Annotated in this window: 15 protein-coding genes; 9 read left to right on the top strand and 6 right to left on the bottom strand. The window is 62.9% G+C overall.

Annotated features, from left to right (window positions below; all coding sequences use genetic code 11):
- Positions 1–134 precede the first annotated feature (134 nt).
- On the top strand, positions 135–416 hold the full coding sequence (locus tag D886_RS0110710) for a GNAT family N-acetyltransferase (protein ID WP_025338432.1): 282 nt from the start codon (positions 135–137) through the stop codon (positions 414–416).
- Between the two features lie 39 nt (positions 417–455).
- On the opposite strand, the gene D886_RS0110705 is transcribed toward D886_RS0110710, so the two are convergent.
- Positions 456–1,532, bottom strand: a complete 1,077-nt coding sequence (locus tag D886_RS0110705) for a 3-deoxy-7-phosphoheptulonate synthase (protein ID WP_027593931.1) — start codon at positions 1,530–1,532, stop codon at positions 456–458.
- 233 nt (positions 1,533–1,765) lie between these two features.
- On the opposite strand from D886_RS0110705, the gene D886_RS0110700 reads away from it, so the two are divergent.
- From D886_RS0110700 to cysB, 3 genes are all read left to right on the top strand, one after another.
- Positions 1,766–2,713, top strand: coding sequence for a putative 2-dehydropantoate 2-reductase (locus tag D886_RS0110700; RefSeq protein ID WP_027593930.1), 948 nt, complete (start codon positions 1,766–1,768; stop codon positions 2,711–2,713).
- 105 nt (positions 2,714–2,818) lie between these two features.
- Positions 2,819–3,316, top strand: coding sequence for a universal stress protein (locus tag D886_RS0110695; protein WP_027593929.1), 498 nt, complete (start codon positions 2,819–2,821; stop codon positions 3,314–3,316).
- Positions 3,317–3,445: 129 nt separating this feature from the next.
- Positions 3,446–4,420 (top strand): HTH-type transcriptional regulator CysB, encoded by a 975-nt coding sequence (cysB, locus tag D886_RS0110690; RefSeq protein WP_027593928.1) that lies wholly within the window; start codon positions 3,446–3,448, stop codon positions 4,418–4,420.
- A 209-nt stretch (positions 4,421–4,629) separates the two neighbouring features.
- Here the strand turns inward: cysB and D886_RS0110685 are convergent, their stop codons facing one another.
- From D886_RS0110685 to D886_RS0110665, 5 genes are all read right to left on the bottom strand, one after another.
- Positions 4,630–5,364 (bottom strand): phosphoadenylyl-sulfate reductase, encoded by a 735-nt coding sequence (locus D886_RS0110685; protein WP_027593927.1) that lies wholly within the window; start codon positions 5,362–5,364, stop codon positions 4,630–4,632.
- A gap of 104 nt (positions 5,365–5,468) precedes the next feature.
- Positions 5,469–6,812 carry an aminodeoxychorismate synthase component I gene (gene pabB / locus D886_RS0110680; RefSeq protein ID WP_027593926.1) on the bottom strand — a complete coding sequence of 448 codons (1,344 nt, stop codon included), beginning with the start codon at positions 6,810–6,812 and terminating at the stop codon, positions 5,469–5,471.
- A 193-nt stretch (positions 6,813–7,005) separates the two neighbouring features.
- Positions 7,006–7,986, bottom strand: a complete 981-nt coding sequence (locus D886_RS0110675; protein ID WP_027593925.1) for an alpha-L-glutamate ligase-like protein — start codon at positions 7,984–7,986, stop codon at positions 7,006–7,008.
- Positions 7,986–9,521, bottom strand: coding sequence for an inactive transglutaminase family protein (locus D886_RS0110670; protein WP_027593924.1), 1,536 nt, complete (start codon positions 9,519–9,521; stop codon positions 7,986–7,988). The genes D886_RS0110675 and D886_RS0110670 overlap by 1 nt, the downstream gene beginning before the upstream one ends.
- 5 nt (positions 9,522–9,526) lie before the next feature.
- Positions 9,527–10,063, bottom strand: coding sequence for an ATP-dependent zinc protease (locus D886_RS0110665; protein WP_027593923.1), 537 nt, complete (start codon positions 10,061–10,063; stop codon positions 9,527–9,529).
- Between the two features lie 293 nt (positions 10,064–10,356).
- Between D886_RS0110665 and D886_RS0110660 the strand changes: the two genes are divergently transcribed.
- The 5 genes from D886_RS0110660 to prpF all read left to right on the top strand — a co-directional run bounded on the left by D886_RS0110660 (position 10,357) and on the right by prpF (position 17,351).
- Positions 10,357–11,073: a GntR family transcriptional regulator gene (locus D886_RS0110660; protein WP_027593922.1), complete on the top strand. Its 717-nt coding sequence runs from the start codon at positions 10,357–10,359 to the stop codon at positions 11,071–11,073.
- A complete protein-coding gene (prpB, locus tag D886_RS0110655) occupies positions 11,070–11,960 on the top strand; it encodes a methylisocitrate lyase (RefSeq protein ID WP_027593921.1) in 891 nt (296 codons plus the stop codon). The genes D886_RS0110660 and prpB overlap by 4 nt, the downstream gene beginning before the upstream one ends.
- Before the next feature lie 173 nt (positions 11,961–12,133).
- Positions 12,134–13,261 (top strand): 2-methylcitrate synthase, encoded by a 1,128-nt coding sequence (prpC, locus tag D886_RS0110650; RefSeq protein ID WP_027593920.1) that lies wholly within the window; start codon positions 12,134–12,136, stop codon positions 13,259–13,261.
- A gap of 161 nt (positions 13,262–13,422) precedes the next feature.
- Entirely contained in the window at positions 13,423–16,011 is a 2,589-nt protein-coding gene (acnD, locus tag D886_RS0110645; protein WP_027593919.1) for a Fe/S-dependent 2-methylisocitrate dehydratase AcnD, read from the top strand.
- Positions 16,012–16,160: 149 nt separating this feature from the next.
- A complete protein-coding gene (prpF, locus tag D886_RS0110640) occupies positions 16,161–17,351 on the top strand; it encodes a 2-methylaconitate cis-trans isomerase PrpF (RefSeq protein WP_027593918.1) in 1,191 nt (396 codons plus the stop codon).
- Positions 17,352–17,401 lie beyond the last annotated feature (50 nt).

The raw sequence follows: 17,401 nt of genomic DNA, 5'->3' as shown, positions 1-17,401 counted from the left end.
TGAATGCCCGACGGTAGAACGATTGCAATCGTCCTGTGGTCCAAGGGGCAACAGGTGGCGTAGAGGATTCTGTGCCGGATAAACCACCATCGGTTAAGGTATGGGTCTGCCGAGAAGACCTGCGAGGAGTAGTGATGAGCGAAGCGCTGACCATCCACCATGACCAAGCCGGTCATCAGTTCGAGACCAACGTGGACGGTCATCGTGCCTATCTGACGTACATGGATCTGGGCAAGCAGACGCTGGACATCTATCGCACCTTCGTGCCTAACGCCCTGCGCGGGCGTGGCATTGCCGCAGCGCTGACCGAGCGGGCCCTGGAGTATGCCGAGCAGATGGGGTACACGGTGATTCCGTCGTGCTCTTATGTAGAACGCTACATGGAACGCCAGCAGCGTCATTCGAGCAAAGTCTGAACCTGTAAAAAAAAGGGCCGCTAAGCGGCCCTTTTTTTGTCAGCCGCGCTGGCGCTGCGGCAGTACATCCTTGAGCTTGGCGTGCATGCTGCGCAAGGTCTTCTCAGTCGCAGCCCAGTCAATGCAGGCGTCGGTCACCGAAACACCATATTGCAGTTCGTTCAGGTCTTTCGGAATCGACTGGCAGCCCCAGTTCAGGTGGCTCTCGACCATCAGGCCGATGATCGACTGGTTACCTTCGAGGATTTGATTGGCGACGTTTTCCATCACCAGTGGCTGCAGGGCCGGGTCCTTGTTGGAGTTGGCGTGGCTGCAGTCGACCATGATGTTGGCCTTGATCTTGGCCTTGGCCAGGTCCTGTTCGCACAAGGCGACGCTGACCGAATCATAATTCGGCTTGCCATTGCCGCCGCGCAGCACCACGTGACCGTAAGGGTTGCCCTTGGTGGTGACGATGGAGACGCCGCCTTCCTGGTTGATGCCAAGGAAGCGGTGCGGTTTGGACACCGACTGCAGGGCGTTAATCGCAACGGTCAGGCCGCCATCGGTGCCGTTCTTGAAGCCGACCGCCGAAGACAGGCCCGAGGCCATTTCGCGGTGGGTCTGGGATTCGGTGGTGCGGGCGCCGATGGCCGACCAGCTGATCAGGTCCTGCAGGTACTGCGGGGAGATCGGGTCGAGCGCTTCGGTAGCGGTCGGCAGGCCCATTTCAGCCAGGTCCAGCAGCAGTTGGCGGCCGATGTGCAGGCCGTCCTGGATCTTGAACGAGTCATCCAGGTACGGATCGTTGATCAGGCCTTTCCAGCCTACGGTGGTGCGCGGCTTCTCGAAGTACACGCGCATGACCAGATAGAGGGTGTCGGACACTTCCGCAGCCAATACCTTCAGGCGTTCGGCGTACTCGTGGGCAGCCTTGATGTCGTGGATGGAGCAGGGGCCGACCACGACGAACAGGCGATGGTCCTTGCCGTCGAGAATATCGCGCACCACTTGGCGGCCGGCAGTCACGGTCTGCAGGGCCGTGGCGCTGAGGGGGATTTCCTTCTTGAGCTGATCGGGCGTGATCAGGGTCTCGTTGGAGGCAACGTTTAAGTCGTCGATCGGTAAATCAGCCATCGTGTTACTCGTCAGGTCACGGGTGCCGGCCGCCAGCAATCCCCGTGCGGCCCAGCAGCAAGAATGTTCGCAGCGGGGAGCCGAACCTTAGCGCGTTACAGGTGGCGCGACAATGGGCTTTGGCCCGTCAGGGCAGGGATTTTCCCGTGCTGGCGGCGCCGTTGCGCGATTGGGGTGCCCAGCGGGCCGCAACCGGTGTAAAAAAGCGCTCTGACATTTACCTGGAGATCGGCATGCATCCGCGCAAACCACGTATCGGGATCATCGGCAGTGGTGCCATCGGCGGCTTTTATGGGTTGATGCTGGCGCGGGCCGGTTTCGACGTGCACTTCCTGCTGCGCAGCGAATACGAGGTGGTGCGCGACCAGGGGCTGGTGCTTGAAAGTGCCGTGCATGGCGCGTTGCAGATGCAGATTCAGGCGTATGCCAATGTTGCCGACATGCCGCAATGCGACTGGCTGCTGGTGGGCGCCAAGGCCACCAGCAACGACCAGCTGGCGCCGCTGATCGTGCAGGCCGCTACACCTGACGCACGCGTGGTGCTGCTGCAGAATGGCCTGGGCGTGGAGGAGCAACTGCGCCCGGCATTGCGCGACGACATGCACCTGCTCGGCGGCCTGTGCTTCATTTGCGTCAATCGCCAGGCCCCGGGGGTGATCCGCCATCAGGCACTGGGTGCGGTCAACCTGGGCTATCACAGTGGGCCGGCAAGCGAGGGTGGTGCTGCGCTGGTCAAGGAGGGCGCTGGGCTGTTCCAGGCGGCGGGTATCGATTCGCAGGCCATGGACAACCTGAGCCAGGCCCGTTGGCAGAAGCTGGTGTGGAACGTGCCGTATAACGGGCTTTCGGTGTTGCTCGGCGCCAGCACCACGCCGCTGATGGCCGACCCGCATAGCCGGGCGCTGATCCAGGCGTTGATGGACGAGGTGGTGCAAGGCGCTGCAGCGTGTGGCCATGTGCTGCCCGAGGGGTATGCCGAGCATCTGTTCCAGGTCACCGAACGGATGCCCGACTACTGGCCAAGCATGTACCACGACCATGCCCAGCAGCGCCCGCTGGAGCTTCAGGCCATTTATGGCGAGCCGCTGGCGCGCGCACGGGCGGCGGGCTGCAGCTTGCCGCGCATGGAGATGCTGTACCAGGCGCTGTCGTTCATCAGCCGCGATACACGCCCCATCTGACGCCTCCTGCGGCCCGCGCCAGCAGCACGCCGGACGGCAAAGCGTGCGTGCGGCGCGCTGCTAAGCTGAAGCTTGCTCTGCCGCAGCGGCAGTCGAGGAGGTCGAATGATCCGCTCCATGCTGTACGCCACCGACCTCGGTGTCTACGCCCCTTTTGTCATGCAGCACGCCCTGGCATTGGCGCGCACGTTCAATGCCGAGTTGTATGTGATTCACGCCGTGGAGCCCATGGGCCAGTTCGCCGAGTCGCTGCTGCAAAGCTATCTCGATGAGCAGACGCTCGACCAGTTGCACAGCCAGGGCGTCAACACGGTCATGGCCAATATCGAACAGCGCGTGCTGGAAAATTTTCGCGATGAACTGGGCGAGGAGGCGGACCTTGCGGTCATCAAGGCGGTGCGTGTGCGCCAGGGTGACCCTGCCCAGGTCATACTCGACCAGGCGCAGCGCTTGAGCGTCGATTTGCTGATTTTCGGAAGCCACAGTGCCGGTGCGGGCGTTGATGTGCCGCTGGGGCGAACGGCGGTGCGGTTGCTGCAGTTGTCGCCTGTGCCGGTGTATATGGTGCCGCTTGCACAGCACCTGGGACGTAGGAAAACGTGAAGCTGGCCGTAGGCTATTACTGGGGCGCGTGTAACAAAATAGTTCTAGATTTATTTCCAGAACCACTAATATAGTTATATATCGTCGCTGCCTGCTGCCGCTGACTCACCGCTGAACCGAGGGAAACCTATGAAGCTTCAACAACTGCGCTACATCTGGGAAGTGGCGCACCACGACCTCAACGTCTCCGCGACGGCGCAGAGCCTGTATACCTCCCAGCCAGGTATCAGCAAGCAGATCCGTTTGCTCGAAGATGAGCTGGGCGTTGAAGTCTTTGCCCGCAGCGGCAAGCACCTGACCCGCGTCACGCCGGCAGGTGAGCGCATCATCAATACCGCTGGCGAAATCCTGCGCAAGGTCGAGAGCATCAAGCAGATCGCCCAGGAATTCTCCAACGAGAAGAAGGGTACCTTGTCCATCGCCACCACCCACACCCAGGCCCGCTACGCGCTGCCGCCGGTGATCAGCAGCTTCATCAAGCAGTACCCGGAAGTGGCCCTGCACATGCACCAGGGCTCGCCGATGCAAATTGCCGAGATGGCCGCTGATGGCACTGTCGACTTCGCCATCGCCACCGAGGCGCTGGAGTTGTTCGGCGACCTGATCATGATGCCGTGCTACAAGTGGAACCGCTGCGTGGTGGTTCCGCAGGGGCACCCGCTGACCAAGCTGCCGAAGCTGACCCTGGAAGCCGTTGCCGAATACCCGATCGTCACTTACGTGTTCGGTTTTACCGGCCGTTCCAAGCTGGACGAAGCTTTCAACCATCGCGGCCTGACGCCGAAAGTGGTGTTCACCGCCGCCGACGCCGACGTGATCAAGACTTACGTGCGCCTGGGTCTGGGTGTGGGCATTGTGGCCAAGATGGCCGTTGACACCAAGCTCGACAGCGACCTGGTGGCCCTGGATGCCAGCGAACTGTTCGAGGCCAGCATCACCAAGATCGGCTTCCGCCGTGGCACTTTCCTGCGCGGCTTCATGTGCGACTTCATCGAGAAGTTCGCCCCGCACCTGACCCGCGAAGTGATGGCCAAAGCCATCCAGTGCCATAACAAGCAAGAGCTTGAAGAGCTGTTCGAAGGCGTCGAGCTGCCGGTGCACTAAGCCGTTCGAGCATGAAAAAACCGGCCCTTGGGCTAATGGTCAGTTAAGCTTCATCCGCCTTAATTGGGGCTGCTGCGCAGCCCATCGCAGGCAAGCCAGCTCCTACAGGTGAGCGAGATTCTCAATAAATACGCTACACCTGTAGGAGCTGGCTTGCCTGCGATGGGCCGCGCAGCGGCCCCATTGGCCGGTTTTTCTTTACCTGTCGATCAGCCCTTGCTGATCAGGTTGCCGGCGTGCAGGCCGCATTCCTTCTGGGTCGACTCTTCCCACCACCAGCGGCCTTCACGCTCGTGCTGGTTCGGCAGCACCGGGCGTGTGCACGGTTCGCAGCCAATGCTGATGAAGCCGCGCTCGTGCAGGCTGTTATAGGGCAGCTCGAGCATACGGATGTAGCCCCACACTTCTTCGCTGCTCATCTGTGCCAGCGGGTTGAACTTGTACAGGGGGCGCTCGGGGGTAGAGAAGGCGCTGTCGATTTCCAGTGCCGCCACCTGGCTACGCGTGCCTGGGCTCTGGTCGCGACGCTGGCCGGTGGCCCAGGCGCTTACCGTGGCCAGTTTGCGGCGCAGGGGTTCGATCTTGCGGATGCCGCAGCACTCGCCGTGGCCGTCCTTGTAGAAGCTGAACAGGCCCTTTTCCTTGACGAACGGGTCGAGCTTGCTGCGATCCGGGCTGAGGATTTCGATCGGCATGTCATAGTGCTCGCGGACCTGGTCGATGAAGCGGTAGGTCTCTGGGTGCAGGCGGCCGGTGTCGAGGCTGAAGACCTTGACCTGTTTGTTCAGCTTCCAGGCCATGTCGACCAGCACCACATCCTCGGCGCCGCTGAAGGAGATCCACAAGTCGTCGCCGAAATGCTCGAAGGCGAGTTTCAGGATGTCTTGCGGTGACTTGTTGGCATAGGTCGCGGCGAGGGCGGCGACGTCGAAGGGTTGGCTCATCAGGCGGTTTCCATCTTGGCTGTGGCGCTGTGCGCTCGTAATGAGGTGATGGTAACAAAAAATGCTGGGTTAGACGCCTGGCATAAAGGCCTTGTGGCGCCGAATCAGAGCTGTTGCAAGGTCTCCATCAGCACCCGCACCTTGGCAATCGATTCTTCGTATTCCGACGCCCAGTCGGAGTCCGCCACCACTGCGCCGCCGCCCCAGCAGCTGACCTGGCCATCCTTCACCAGCAAGCTGCGAATGGCGATGGAGCTGTCCATCTCGCCGCGCACATCCACGTACAGCAACGAGCCGCAATACAGTGCACGGCGGCTGGGCTCCAGTTCGTCGATGATCTGCATGGCGCGGATCTTCGGCGCCCCGGTGATCGAGCCGCCGGGGAAGCTGTCGCCAATCAGGTCCAGTGGGTCCTTGTCGGTGGCCAATTGCCCGGTGATGCTGCTGACCAGGTGGTGAACGTTGGGGTAGCTTTCCAGGCTGAACAACTCGGGCACCTTGACCGAGCCGATCTGGCAGGTACGGCCCAGGTCGTTGCGCAGCAGGTCGACGATCATCAGGTTTTCCGAGCGGTCCTTGGGGCTGTGCAGCAGCTCTTCGGCGTTGCGGGCGTCCTGGTCGGGGTTGCTTGAGCGTGGTCGGGTGCCCTTGATCGGGCGAGTCTCGACCAGCCCTTGGCTAACCCGAATGAACCGCTCCGGCGAGAAACTCAGCAGTGCGCTGCCATCGGCCAATTGCTGATAGCCGGAAAATGGCGTCGGGCACGCCTTGCGCAGCGCCTGATAGGCGCGCCAGGGGTCGCCCTGGCACGGTGCGCGGAAGCGTTGCGTCAGGTTGATCTGGTAGCAATCGCCGGCCTGAATGTAGCGTTGCACCTGGTCAAACGCTGCTTGGTAGTGCTCGGGCTTCAAGTCGCCGGTCATGTTGGCCAGCAGGTGGAAATCGCCAGTTGCAGCACAATCGGGGGCTTCGAACAGGGCAATCAGGCGCTCGCGCTCAGCGCTTGCCAGGCTTGGGTGGAACACCAGCTGGCTGGTTGCCAGCGTGTGGTCGGTCACCAATGCCCAGCGGTACAGGCCAAGTTGCGCATCGGGCAGGCCGAGGTCATCGACGGCCAGGCTGGGCAGGTTTTCCAGGCGCCGGCCGAAGTCGTAGCTGAGGTAGCCGATCAGGCCGCCGGCAAACGGCAGTTCCACCCCAACCGGCAAGTCGGCGTGGCCCAGTTGTGCCAGCCCTGCGCGCAGCCGTTGCAGGAAGGCGCGGCCGTCCTCGTCTGCGTGGGCTTGCAGGTGTTGCATGGGCCAGGCGCTGAGCAGGTCGAAGCGGCCGCGTTCGGCACCGGGGCGGGCACTGTCGAGCAGAATCGCGCCGGGCGCCTGGCGCAGGCGGGCGAAATAGGCGGCAGGGTCAGGCTGGTAGGGCAGGGGGTGGAGCGTACAGGTCGGCATCAGTGTGGACGGCGATGTAAAAGCGAGGAGGGCGATTGTAGACCTGTGTAGGAAATGCGCCTAGCGTTAGCGCGACATTCAACATTGTGTTTTGCCCATTCGCAGCACAAGGCTGCTCCTACAGGGAAGGGCTGCGCGGTACCTGTAGGAGCAGCCTTGCGCTGCGAATGGCTGCAAAGCAGCCCCGGCAATCTCAGCGCGGATGCACGTGCCCGAACAGCCCTTGCGAGACACGAACGCGCTGTTCGGCATCCTCGGTCACGCCGTCCTTGGCCAGCGCCTCGATGTGCGCCTCGATGGCGTGGGTGCGCTGGGTCAGCCCGCAGTCGTTGGCAATCTGGATGTTCAGGCCTGGGCGGGCGTTGAGTTCCAGAATCAGTGGGCCCTTTTCCTGGTCCAGCACCATGTCCACACCGATGTAGCCCAGGCCGCACAGCTCGTAGCAGCCAGCCGCAAGCTTCATGAAGCCGTCCCAGTTCGGCAGTTGCACGCCGTCCACGGCGTTGGTGGTGTCCGGGTGCTTGCTGATGATGTTGTTCAGCCAGGTGCCGCGCAGGGTCACCCCCGTGGCCAGGTCGACACCTACGCCGATGGCGCCCTGGTGCAGGTTGGCCTTGCCGCCGGACTGGCGGGTCGGCAGGCGCAGCATGGCCATGACCGGGTAGCCCATCAGCACGATGATGCGGATGTCCGGCACGCCTTCGTAGCTGATGCTCTTGAAGATCTGGTCGGGCGTGACCCGGTACTCGATCAGCGCCCGGTCGCGGTGACCACCCAGCGAGTACAGGCCGGTAAGGATGCTCGAGATCTGGTGCTCGATTTCCTCGTGGCTGATGATCTTGCCCGACACCGTGCGGTAGCGGTCCTCGAAGCGGTCGGCGATCACCAGGATGCCGTCACCGCCGGCGCCTTGCGCCGGTTTGATGACGAAGTCACTGCGCCCGCCGATGATTTCATCGAGCTTCTCGATCTCTTTCTCGGTCTCGATGACGCCGTACATTTCCGGCACATGAATGCCGGCCGCGAGCGCACGCTCTTTGGTGATGATCTTGTCGTCGACGATCGGGTACAGGTGGCGCTTGTTGTACTTCAGGACATAGTCCGCGTTGCGCCGGTTGATACCCATGATGCCCCGGGCCTCCAGGGCTTTCCAGGTCTTGATCAGTCCGAACATCAGGCATCAGCCTTCTTCAGGAACGCCTTGAAGCGAACGAGCTCGGTCAGGCGGTAGCCGCGGTAGCGACCCATCGCCAGCATGAAGCCCACCAGAATCAGCAGCACCGCCGGGAAGGTGAAGACGAAGTACACCAGCTCCGGCACCATCATCAGCAGGTGCGCGACGGACGCTGCGAACAGGGTGCCGATGGCCACTTTCATGGCATGGCCACCGCCGCGCTCTTCCCAGGTGATCGACAGGCGTTCGATGGTCATGGTCAGGATCACCATCGGGAACAGCGCCACCGACAACCCGCGCTCCAGGCCCAGCTTGTGGCTGAACAGGCTGATGGCGGCGATCAGCACCACCACGAAGGTCAGCACCACCGACAGGCGTGGCAGCATCTGCAGCTTGAGGTGTTCGAGGTACGAGCGCAGTGACAGGCCCAGCGCCGTGATTACCGTGAACAACACGATCCCAAAGCCCAGTTGAGTCTCGCGGAAGGCCAGGGCGATCAGTACTGGGGTGAAAGTACCCAGGGTCTGCAGGCCGATCAGGTTGCGCAGCACCAGGATCACCAGCACGCCGATCGGGATCATCACCATGATCATGAAGGTCTGCTGGGTCTGCAGCGGCAGGCCGTACAGCGAGTACTCGAGGAAGTCGGCGTCGGTGTTCTCGTCGGTCAGCTTGGCCAGGCGGATGGCGTTCATCTCGCTGTTGTTCATGCTGAAGGTGACGTTGGCTTTCTTGCCGCCATCGACGGTGATCAGGTTGTCATCACCGGTCCACCACAGCAGGCGGTCGTTGGGCAGGCCCTGCTCGCCGGTGTCCGGGTTGAAGTACAGCCAGTCGTTGCCGTTGAAGCTGCGCAGCCACAGTTCTGGGGTCTGCGGGGTGTCGGCGACCAGGCGGATGGTGTGGACCTTTTCCATCGGCACGTGGGCGATGGACAACAGCAGGTCGATGACCTGGGCCTTCTTCATGGCCGAGGTGTCGCCGGCCAGCAGCAGCTTGACGTTGTCGTCGTTGAGGTTGTTGACCCGCTTGATGGTTTCGCTGACGAAGGTTTCGACGTCGGCAGAATGCTGGCGGATAGGCGCCATCAGGGCTTCGGCAGCGATCTTCTCGGGGCCGTCGACTGCCAGGCTGTCACGGAAGGTCGGGCCCTTGATGGTGGTCTTTTCGTTGCTGTAGCGCTTGGTCAGCACCAGGCGGTAGTAAAGCGTCTGGTTGCCGCTGGCGCGGCGTGCCGACCAGGTCACCTTGCGGTTGCCGTCGGCACGGTTGACGCTCACCCCATAGTTGTTGGAGATGAAGCTCTCGTTGAGGCTGACGTAGTCGCGGTTCAGTGGCGGCACGAACATCTGCACCTTGACCGGGTCCTTGGTGCTGGCCACGAACTCGACCTTGGCGTCGATATTCCACAGGTCGTCGGTTTCGTCTTCGGTCACCGGGATGCCGAGGAAGAAGATCTGATAAGCGGTGACCGCCACGCCCAGCAGCACCAGGACGGTGATCAGGACTTTCAGATGGAGGGTAAGAGAGCGCATCGGGATTACTCTGCTTTAGGAGCGTCGGTGGCACAGGCAGGTTTGCCGGCCGCGTATTTAAGGCTTGGGTCGACCAGCGCGTCGAAGTGCTTGAGCGCCTCGGAGCCGATCAGCAGCGGGAACTGGAACGCGCTGCGGTCGGTGAGGTTGACTTCGATGGTGCGCAGGGCCTGGCCCATGCAGATTTCGAGTTCGATGACCGGGCGCGCGGTGTAGGCCTTGCCCGATTCGGCATCGTAGTCGCCTGCCCGTCGCTTGATCTTGCTGACGCGCGCGAGGGGGCGTTCGATCGGGTGCGAATGGGCGGCATCGATGGCCAGGTAGAAACGCACCCAGCTCTCGCCGTTGCGCTTGAAGCGCTTGATGTCGCGGGCGCTGAGCGAGGCGGTCTTGGCACCGGTGTCGAGCTTGGCGGCCACTTCCAGGTCCAGGTCGCCCAGCTTTGCGTATTCGTTGAGACCGTACACGGTCTTGCCCGCCGCTTGGCCGATGGCCGGCAGCAGGGTGAGGCATAGCAGCAATAAAACGGGTGTAAGTCTCATAATCCTGGCGCGGTATTGTGCAGGGTTCGGGGCAAGGCGACTGGCAACGACTGCGCAAGCTTCCTCGTTCATCTGTCAACAACATGAATAGATGACAGACACGCTATCCATACTCCGTCGGAGGCGCGGCATTCTATCACGCCGACGTCTTGACGCCAGCGCGTCGCGATCTGACAGCGGCGGGGCAGGGTTAGTTCGTTATTAGACGATTGTCGACAATGTTCATTTTGTCTTTGACTGATCGCGCTTAATTAGCTAATTTCTGGCCATGTGATTATCAGGGTGTCGACAATATGCTGGACCTATCCACTCCCAGCCCAGCGTTGGCGGACGAAACGGAAACCTTGTCCGAAAACGTCTTTCGGCGCATCCAAGCGGCCATCGTCAAGGGCGACATCGCCCCGGGCAGCAAGATCTCCGAGCCGGAGCTGGCGCGCACCTACGGCATCAGCCGCGGGCCGCTGCGCGAGGCCATCCACCGTCTCGAAGGCCAGCGCCTACTGGTGCGCGTGCCGCATGTCGGGGCGCGGGTGGTGTCGCTCAACCATGCCGAGCTGATCGAGCTGTACGAAATCCGCGAGTCGCTCGAAGGCATGGCCTGCCGCCTGGCCGCCGAGCGCATGAGCCAGGCCGATATCGACGAACTGCGCCGGGTGCTCGACACCCATGAGCGCGATGCGGCGTTCCAGGCGGGTGTCGGCTACTACCAGCAGGAAGGTGACTACGACTTCCACTACCGGATCATCCAGGGCAGCGGCAACCAGACCCTGGTCAAGATGCTGTGTGGCGAGCTGTACCAGCTCGTGCGCATGTACCGCATCCAGTTCTCCGCCACGCCCAATCGGCCACGCCAGGCGTTTGCCGAACACCACCGGATTCTCGATGCCATCGCCGACCGTGACGGTGAACTGGCCGAACTCCTGATGCGCCGCCACATCGGCGCGTCCAAACGCAACATCGAGCGTCACTACCTGGACGCCAACGACAATAGCCCACGAGGTGATTCATGACTGTGAAGAGCACGCCCGGCCAACGTTTCCGCGACGCGGTTGCCGCCGAACATCCCTTGCAGGTAGTCGGCGCCATCAACGCCAACCATGCCCTGCTGGCCAAGCGCGCCGGCTTCAAGGCCATCTACCTGTCCGGTGGCGGCGTGGCCGCAGGCTCCCTGGGCCTGCCGGACCTGGGCATCAGCGGCCTGGACGATGTGCTCACCGATGTGCGCCGCATCACCGACGTCTGCGACGTGCCGCTGCTGGTGGATGTCGACACCGGCTTCGGTGCCTCGGCGTTCAACGTGGCGCGTACCGTGCGCTCGATGAGCAAGTTCGGCGCAGCTGCGATCCACATCGAAGACCAGGTTGGCGCCAAGCGTTGTGGCCACCGCCCGAACAAGGAAATCGTCACCCAGCAGGAAATGGTCGACCGTATCAAGGCCGCCGTCGATGCCCGTACCGATGACAGCTTCGTGATCATGGCGCGCACCGATGCCCTGGCCGTCGAAGGCCTGAATGCTGCGCTGGACCGTGCCGCAGCGTGCGTCGAGGCCGGCGCCGACATGATCTTCCCGGAGGCCATTACCGAGCTTTCGATGTACAAGACCTTCGCTGACCGCGTGCAAGCGCCGATTCTGGCCAACATCACTGAATTCGGCGCCACCCCGCTGTACACCACCGAAGAGTTGGCGTCGGTCGACGTGTCGCTGGTGCTGTACCCGCTGTCGGCGTTCCGGGCCATGAACAAGGCGGCCGAGAATGTCTACACGGCGCTGCGTCGTGACGGCACCCAGAAGAACGTGGTCGACACCATGCAGACCCGCATGGAGCTCTACGATGCCATTGGTTACCACGCCTTCGAGCAGAGCCTCGATGCGTTGTTTGCCCAGAAGAAAGGATAAGTGACTTCCTGTGCTGGCCCCTTCGCGGGACAAGCCCGCTCCCACAGGGGTGGCACAGGTCCAAGGCATGGCGCTGTACCTGTAGGAGCGGGCTTGCCCGCGAAGAGGCCGGTACAGGCAAACCGAATTAGCCAGCAAGAAATCCATAACAAATTCAAGAAAGGAGAAACACCATGGCCGAAGCAAAAGTACTCAGTGGCGCAGGCCTGCGTGGCCAGGTGGCCGGCCAGACCGCACTGTCGACCGTTGGCCAGGCCGGTGCTGGCCTGACCTACCGTGGCTACGACGTCCGTGACCTGGCGGCCGGTGCTGAATTCGAAGAAGTGGCCTACCTGCTGCTGTACGGCGAGCTGCCGACCCAGGCCGAGCTGGCTGACTACAAGCGCAAGCTGAAGGGCCTGCGTGACCTGCCGCAAGCCCTCAAGGAAGTGCTCGAGCGCATTCCACGTGACGCCCACCCGATGGACGTGATGCGCACCGGCTGCTCGGTGCTGGGCACCCTAGAGCCCGAATTGACCTTCGAAGCCCAGCACGACAAGACCGACCGCCTGCTGGCGCTGTTCCCGGCCGTGATGTGCTACTGGTACCGCTTCTCCCACCATGGCGTGCGCATCGACTGCACCAGCGATGAAGACACCCTCGGCGGGCATTTCCTGCACCTGCTGCACGGCAAGAAGCCAAGCGAGTTGCATGTCAAGGTGATGAACGTGTCGCTGATCCTCTACGCGGAGCACGAATTCAACGCCTCGACCTTCACCGCACGCGTCTGCGCTTCGACCCTGTCCGACCTGTACTCCTGCGTCACCGCCGCCATCGGCTCGCTGCGTGGCCCGCTGCACGGCGGTGCCAACGAAGCGGCGATGGAGCTGATCGAACGCTTCCAGAGCCCGCAGGACGCCACGGCCGAGCTGCTCAAGATGCTGGAGCGCAAGGACAAGATCATGGGCTTTGGCCATGCCATCTACAAAGAGTCCGACCCGCGCAACGAGGTGATCAAGGGCTGGTCGAAGCAACTGGCTGACGAGGTCGGTGACAAGGTCCTGTACCCAGTGTCCGAAGCCATCGACAAGACCATGTGGGAGCAGAAACGCCTGTTCCCTAACGCCGACTTCTACCATGCGTCGGCGTACCACTTCATGGGCATTCCGACCAAGCTGTTCACCCCGATCTTCGTCTGCTCGCGCCTGACCGGCTGGGCGGCGCACGTGTTCGAACAGCGTGCCAACAACCGCATCATCCGCCCGAGCGCCGAGTATGTCGGCGTCGAACAGCGCCAGTTCGTGCCGATCGAGCAGCGCTGAATAGATCTAGAGAGGCAACCCGTTCCCTTGTGGGAGCGGGCTTGCCCGCGAAGGCGTCAGACCGGGCAACCGATGTGCACCTGCTGACGCCTTCGCGGGCAAGCCCGCTCCCACAGGGACGGAGCAACCTTCCGAATCCTGTGACCGAGCCTGATTCCATGATGAACACCGCATTCCGCAAGCACCTGCCAGGCACCGACCTGGACTACTTCGATGCCCGCGCGGCAGTCGAGGCTATCAAGCCCGGCGCCTACGACGGGTTGCCCTACACCTCGCGCGTGCTCGCCGAAAACCTGGTGCGCCGCTGCGACCCCGCCACCCTCGACGCCTCGCTCAGCCAACTGATCGAGCGCAAGCGCGACCTCGACTTCCCGTGGTTCCCGGCGCGCGTGGTGTGCCACGACATCCTCGGCCAAACCGCTCTGGTCGACCTGGCCGGCCTGCGTGACGCCATTGCCGACAAGGGCGGCGACCCGGCCCAGGTCAACCCGGTGGTGCCGGTGCAGTTGATCGTCGACCACTCCCTGGCGGTCGAATGCGGTGGTTTCGACCCACAGGCGTTCGAGAAAAACCGTGCCATCGAAGACCGCCGTAACGAAGACCGTTTCCACTTCATCAACTGGACCAAGAAGGCGTTCAAGAACGTCGACGTGATCCAGCCGGGCAACGGCATCATGCACCAGATCAACCTGGAGAAGATGTCACCGGTGATCCACAGCGACCGCGGCGTGGCCTACCCGGACACCTGCGTTGGCACCGACAGCCACACCCCGCATGTCGACGCCCTGGGCGTGATCGCCATTGGTGTCGGCGGGCTGGAAGCCGAGAACGTGATGCTCGGCCGCGCCTCGTGGATGCGCCTGCCGGAAATCGTCGGCGTCGAGCTGACCGGCAAGCTGGCACCGAACATCACCGCCACCGACCTGGTGCTGGCCCTGACCGAGTTCCTGCGTAAACAGAAAGTCGTCGGCGCCTACCTGGAGTTCCATGGCGAGGGTGCCCGTGCCCTGACCCTGGGCGACCGCGCGACTATCTCCAACATGGCCCCTGAATACGGCGCCACTGCAGCGATGTTCGCCATCGACCAGCAGACCATCGACTACCTCAAGCTGACCGGTCGCGAAGAGCAGCAGGTCAAGCTGGTGGAAACCTACGCCAAGGCCACCGGCCTGTGGGCCGACAGCCTGGCCGGCGCCGTCTACGAGCGTACCCTGAGCTTCGACCTGTCGAGCGTGGTGCGCAACATGGCCGGCCCGTCCAACCCGCATGCCCGCGTGGCCACCAGCGACCTGGCGGCCAAGGGCATCGCCGGGGTCTGGGAAGATGTCCCGGGGCAAATGCCGGACGGCGCGGTCATCATCGCCGCCATCACCAGCTGCACCAACACCAGCAACCCGCGCAACGTGATCGCAGCGGGCCTTTTGGCACGCAATGCCAACAAACTGGGCCTGGCGCGCAAACCCTGGGTCAAATCTTCGCTGGCGCCAGGCTCAAAGGCTGTGCAGCTGTACCTGGAGGAAGCAGGGCTTGAGAAAGAGCTGGAGCACCTGGGCTTTGGCATCGTCGCTTTCGCCTGCACCACCTGCAACGGCATGTCCGGTGCGTTGGACCCGGTGATCCAGCAAGAGATCGTCGAGCGTGACCTGTATGCCACTGCGGTGTTGTCGGGTAACCGCAACTTCGACGGGCGCATCCACCCTTACGCCAAGCAGGCGTTCCTGGCCTCGCCGCCGCTGGTGGTGGCCTACGCCATCGCCGGGACTATCCGGTTCGACATCGAGAAGGACGTGCTGGGCGTGGTCGACGGCAAGGAAATCCGCCTCAAGGATATCTGGCCGAGCGATGAAGAAATCGACGCCGTGGTGCGTGCCTCGGTCAAGCCTGAGCAGTTCCGCAAGGTCTACATCCCGATGTTTGCCATCGAGGAAGACCGTGGGCCGAAGGTGGCGCCGCTGTACGCGTGGCGCCCGATGAGCACCTATATCCGCCGTCCGCCGTACTGGGAAGGTGCCTTGGCCGGTGAGCGCACCCTGCGTGGCATGCGCCCGCTGGCGGTGCTGCCGGACAACATCACCACCGATCACCTGTCACCGTCCAACGCCATCATGATGGACAGCGCGGCGGGTGAGTACTTGGCGAAAATGGGCCTGCCGGAGGAGGACTTCAACTCCTACGCCACCCACCGTGGCGACCACCTGACCGCCCAGCGCGCCACGTTCGCCAACCCCAAGCTGTTCAACGAAATGGTGCGTAAGGACGACGGCAGCGTGAAGCAGGGCTCGTTGGCGCGCATCGAGCCGGAAGGCAAGGTGACCCGCATGTGGGAAGCGATCGAGACCTACATGGAGCGCAAGCAGCCGCTGATCATCGTCGCCGGTGCCGACTATGGCCAGGGCTCGTCCCGTGACTGGGCGGCCAAGGGGGTGCGCCTGGCGGGTGTCGAGGCGATCGTGGCCGAAGGCTTTGAGCGCATTCACCGCACCAACCTGGTGGGCATGGGCGTGCTGCCGCTGGAGTTCAAGCCGGGTACGGACCGCAACACCCTGGGTCTGGATGGCAGTGAGACCTATGATGTGCTCGGTGAGCGCAAGCCGCGTGCAACGCTGACGCTGGTGGTTACCCGCCGCAATGGCGAGCGGGTCGAGGTGCCGGTGACCTGCCGCCTGGATACCGCCGAGGAAGTGTCGATCTACGAGGCGGGCGGGGTGCTGCAGCGCTTTGCCCAAGACTTCCTCGAAGCTTCTGCTTGAGTGTTTGGGGCTGCTTTGCAGCCCATCGCCGGCAAGCCGGCTCCTACAGGGATAGCGCTTTGCGCCGTAGCTGTAGGCGCTGGCTTGCCGGCGATGGGCCGCGCAGCGGACCTAAGGGTTATTGCATTTTCAGACAGGACAGCACAGCAATGGCACACGCACCACAAATCAAGATCCCCGCCACCTACATCCGTGGCGGTACCAGCAAAGGCGTATTCTTCCGCCTGGACGACCTCCCCGAGCAGGCGCAGATCCCAGGCCCAGCCCGCGATGCGCTGCTGTTGCGGGTCATCGGCAGCCCCGACCCCTACGGCAAGCAGATCGATGGCATGGGCGGCGCCACCTCGAGCACCAGTAAAACGGTGATCCTCTCGCGCAGCATCAAGCCCGAACACGACGTCGACTATCTGTTTGGCCAGGTCAGCATCGATAAGGCCTTCGTCGACTGGAGCGGTAACTGCGGCAACCTGTCTGCCGCAGTCGGTTCGTTTGCCATCAGCAGCGGCCTGGTCGACCCGGCGCGGGTGCCGCGTGACGGCATCGCGACCGTGCGCATCTGGCAGGCCAATATCGGCAAGACCATCATCGCCCACGTGCCGATCACCGAAGGTGAAGTGCAGGAAACCGGGGATTTCGAACTCGATGGCGTGACCTTCCCGGCGGCCGAGGTTCAGCTGGAGTTCCTGGACCCAGCTGCCGACGAAGAGGGCGCAGGTGGGTCGATGTTCCCAACCGGCAACCTGGTAGATGACCTGGAAGTGCCAGGGGTGGGCACGTTCAAGGCAACCCTGATCAATGCGGGTATCCCGACCATCTTCGTCAATGCCAGCGATATCGGCTACACCGGCGCCGAGCTGCAAGACGCGATCAACGGTGACCCGCAAGCGCTGCTGCGCTTCGAGACAATCCGTGCCTATGGCGCCGTGCGCATGGGGCTGATCGAGCATGTCGACCAGGCGGCCGGGCGTCAGCACACGCCGAAAGTGGCCTTCGTCGCGCCACCGAGCACCTACACTGCGTCCAGTGGCAAGGTGGTTGCGGCGGCTGACATCGACCTGCTGGTGCGTGCGTTGTCCATGGGCAAGCTGCACCACGCGATGATGGGCACTGCTGCGGTCGCCATCGGTACCGCTGCCGCCATCCCAGGCACGCTGGTCAACCTCGCCGCCGGCGGGCGCGAGCGCAGTGCCGTACGGTTCGGTCACCCTTCCGGCACCCTGCGGGTTGGCGCCGAAGCGCGTCAGGTGAAGGGCGAATGGACGGTGACCAAGGCAATCATGAGCCGCAGTGCTCGCGTGCTGATGGAAGGCTGGGTGAGGGTGCCTGGCGATAGCTTCTGACGCACCACTGGCGCTCGGCGTTCGATGACTGGGGCCGCTTAGCGGCCCAT

This window comes from Pseudomonas sp. LAIL14HWK12:I7, assembly GCF_000483465.1.
GTDB classification, from domain to species: domain Bacteria; phylum Pseudomonadota; class Gammaproteobacteria; order Pseudomonadales; family Pseudomonadaceae; genus Aquipseudomonas; species Aquipseudomonas kermanshahensis.
This window is presented reverse-complemented; position numbering and strand designations above follow the sequence as displayed.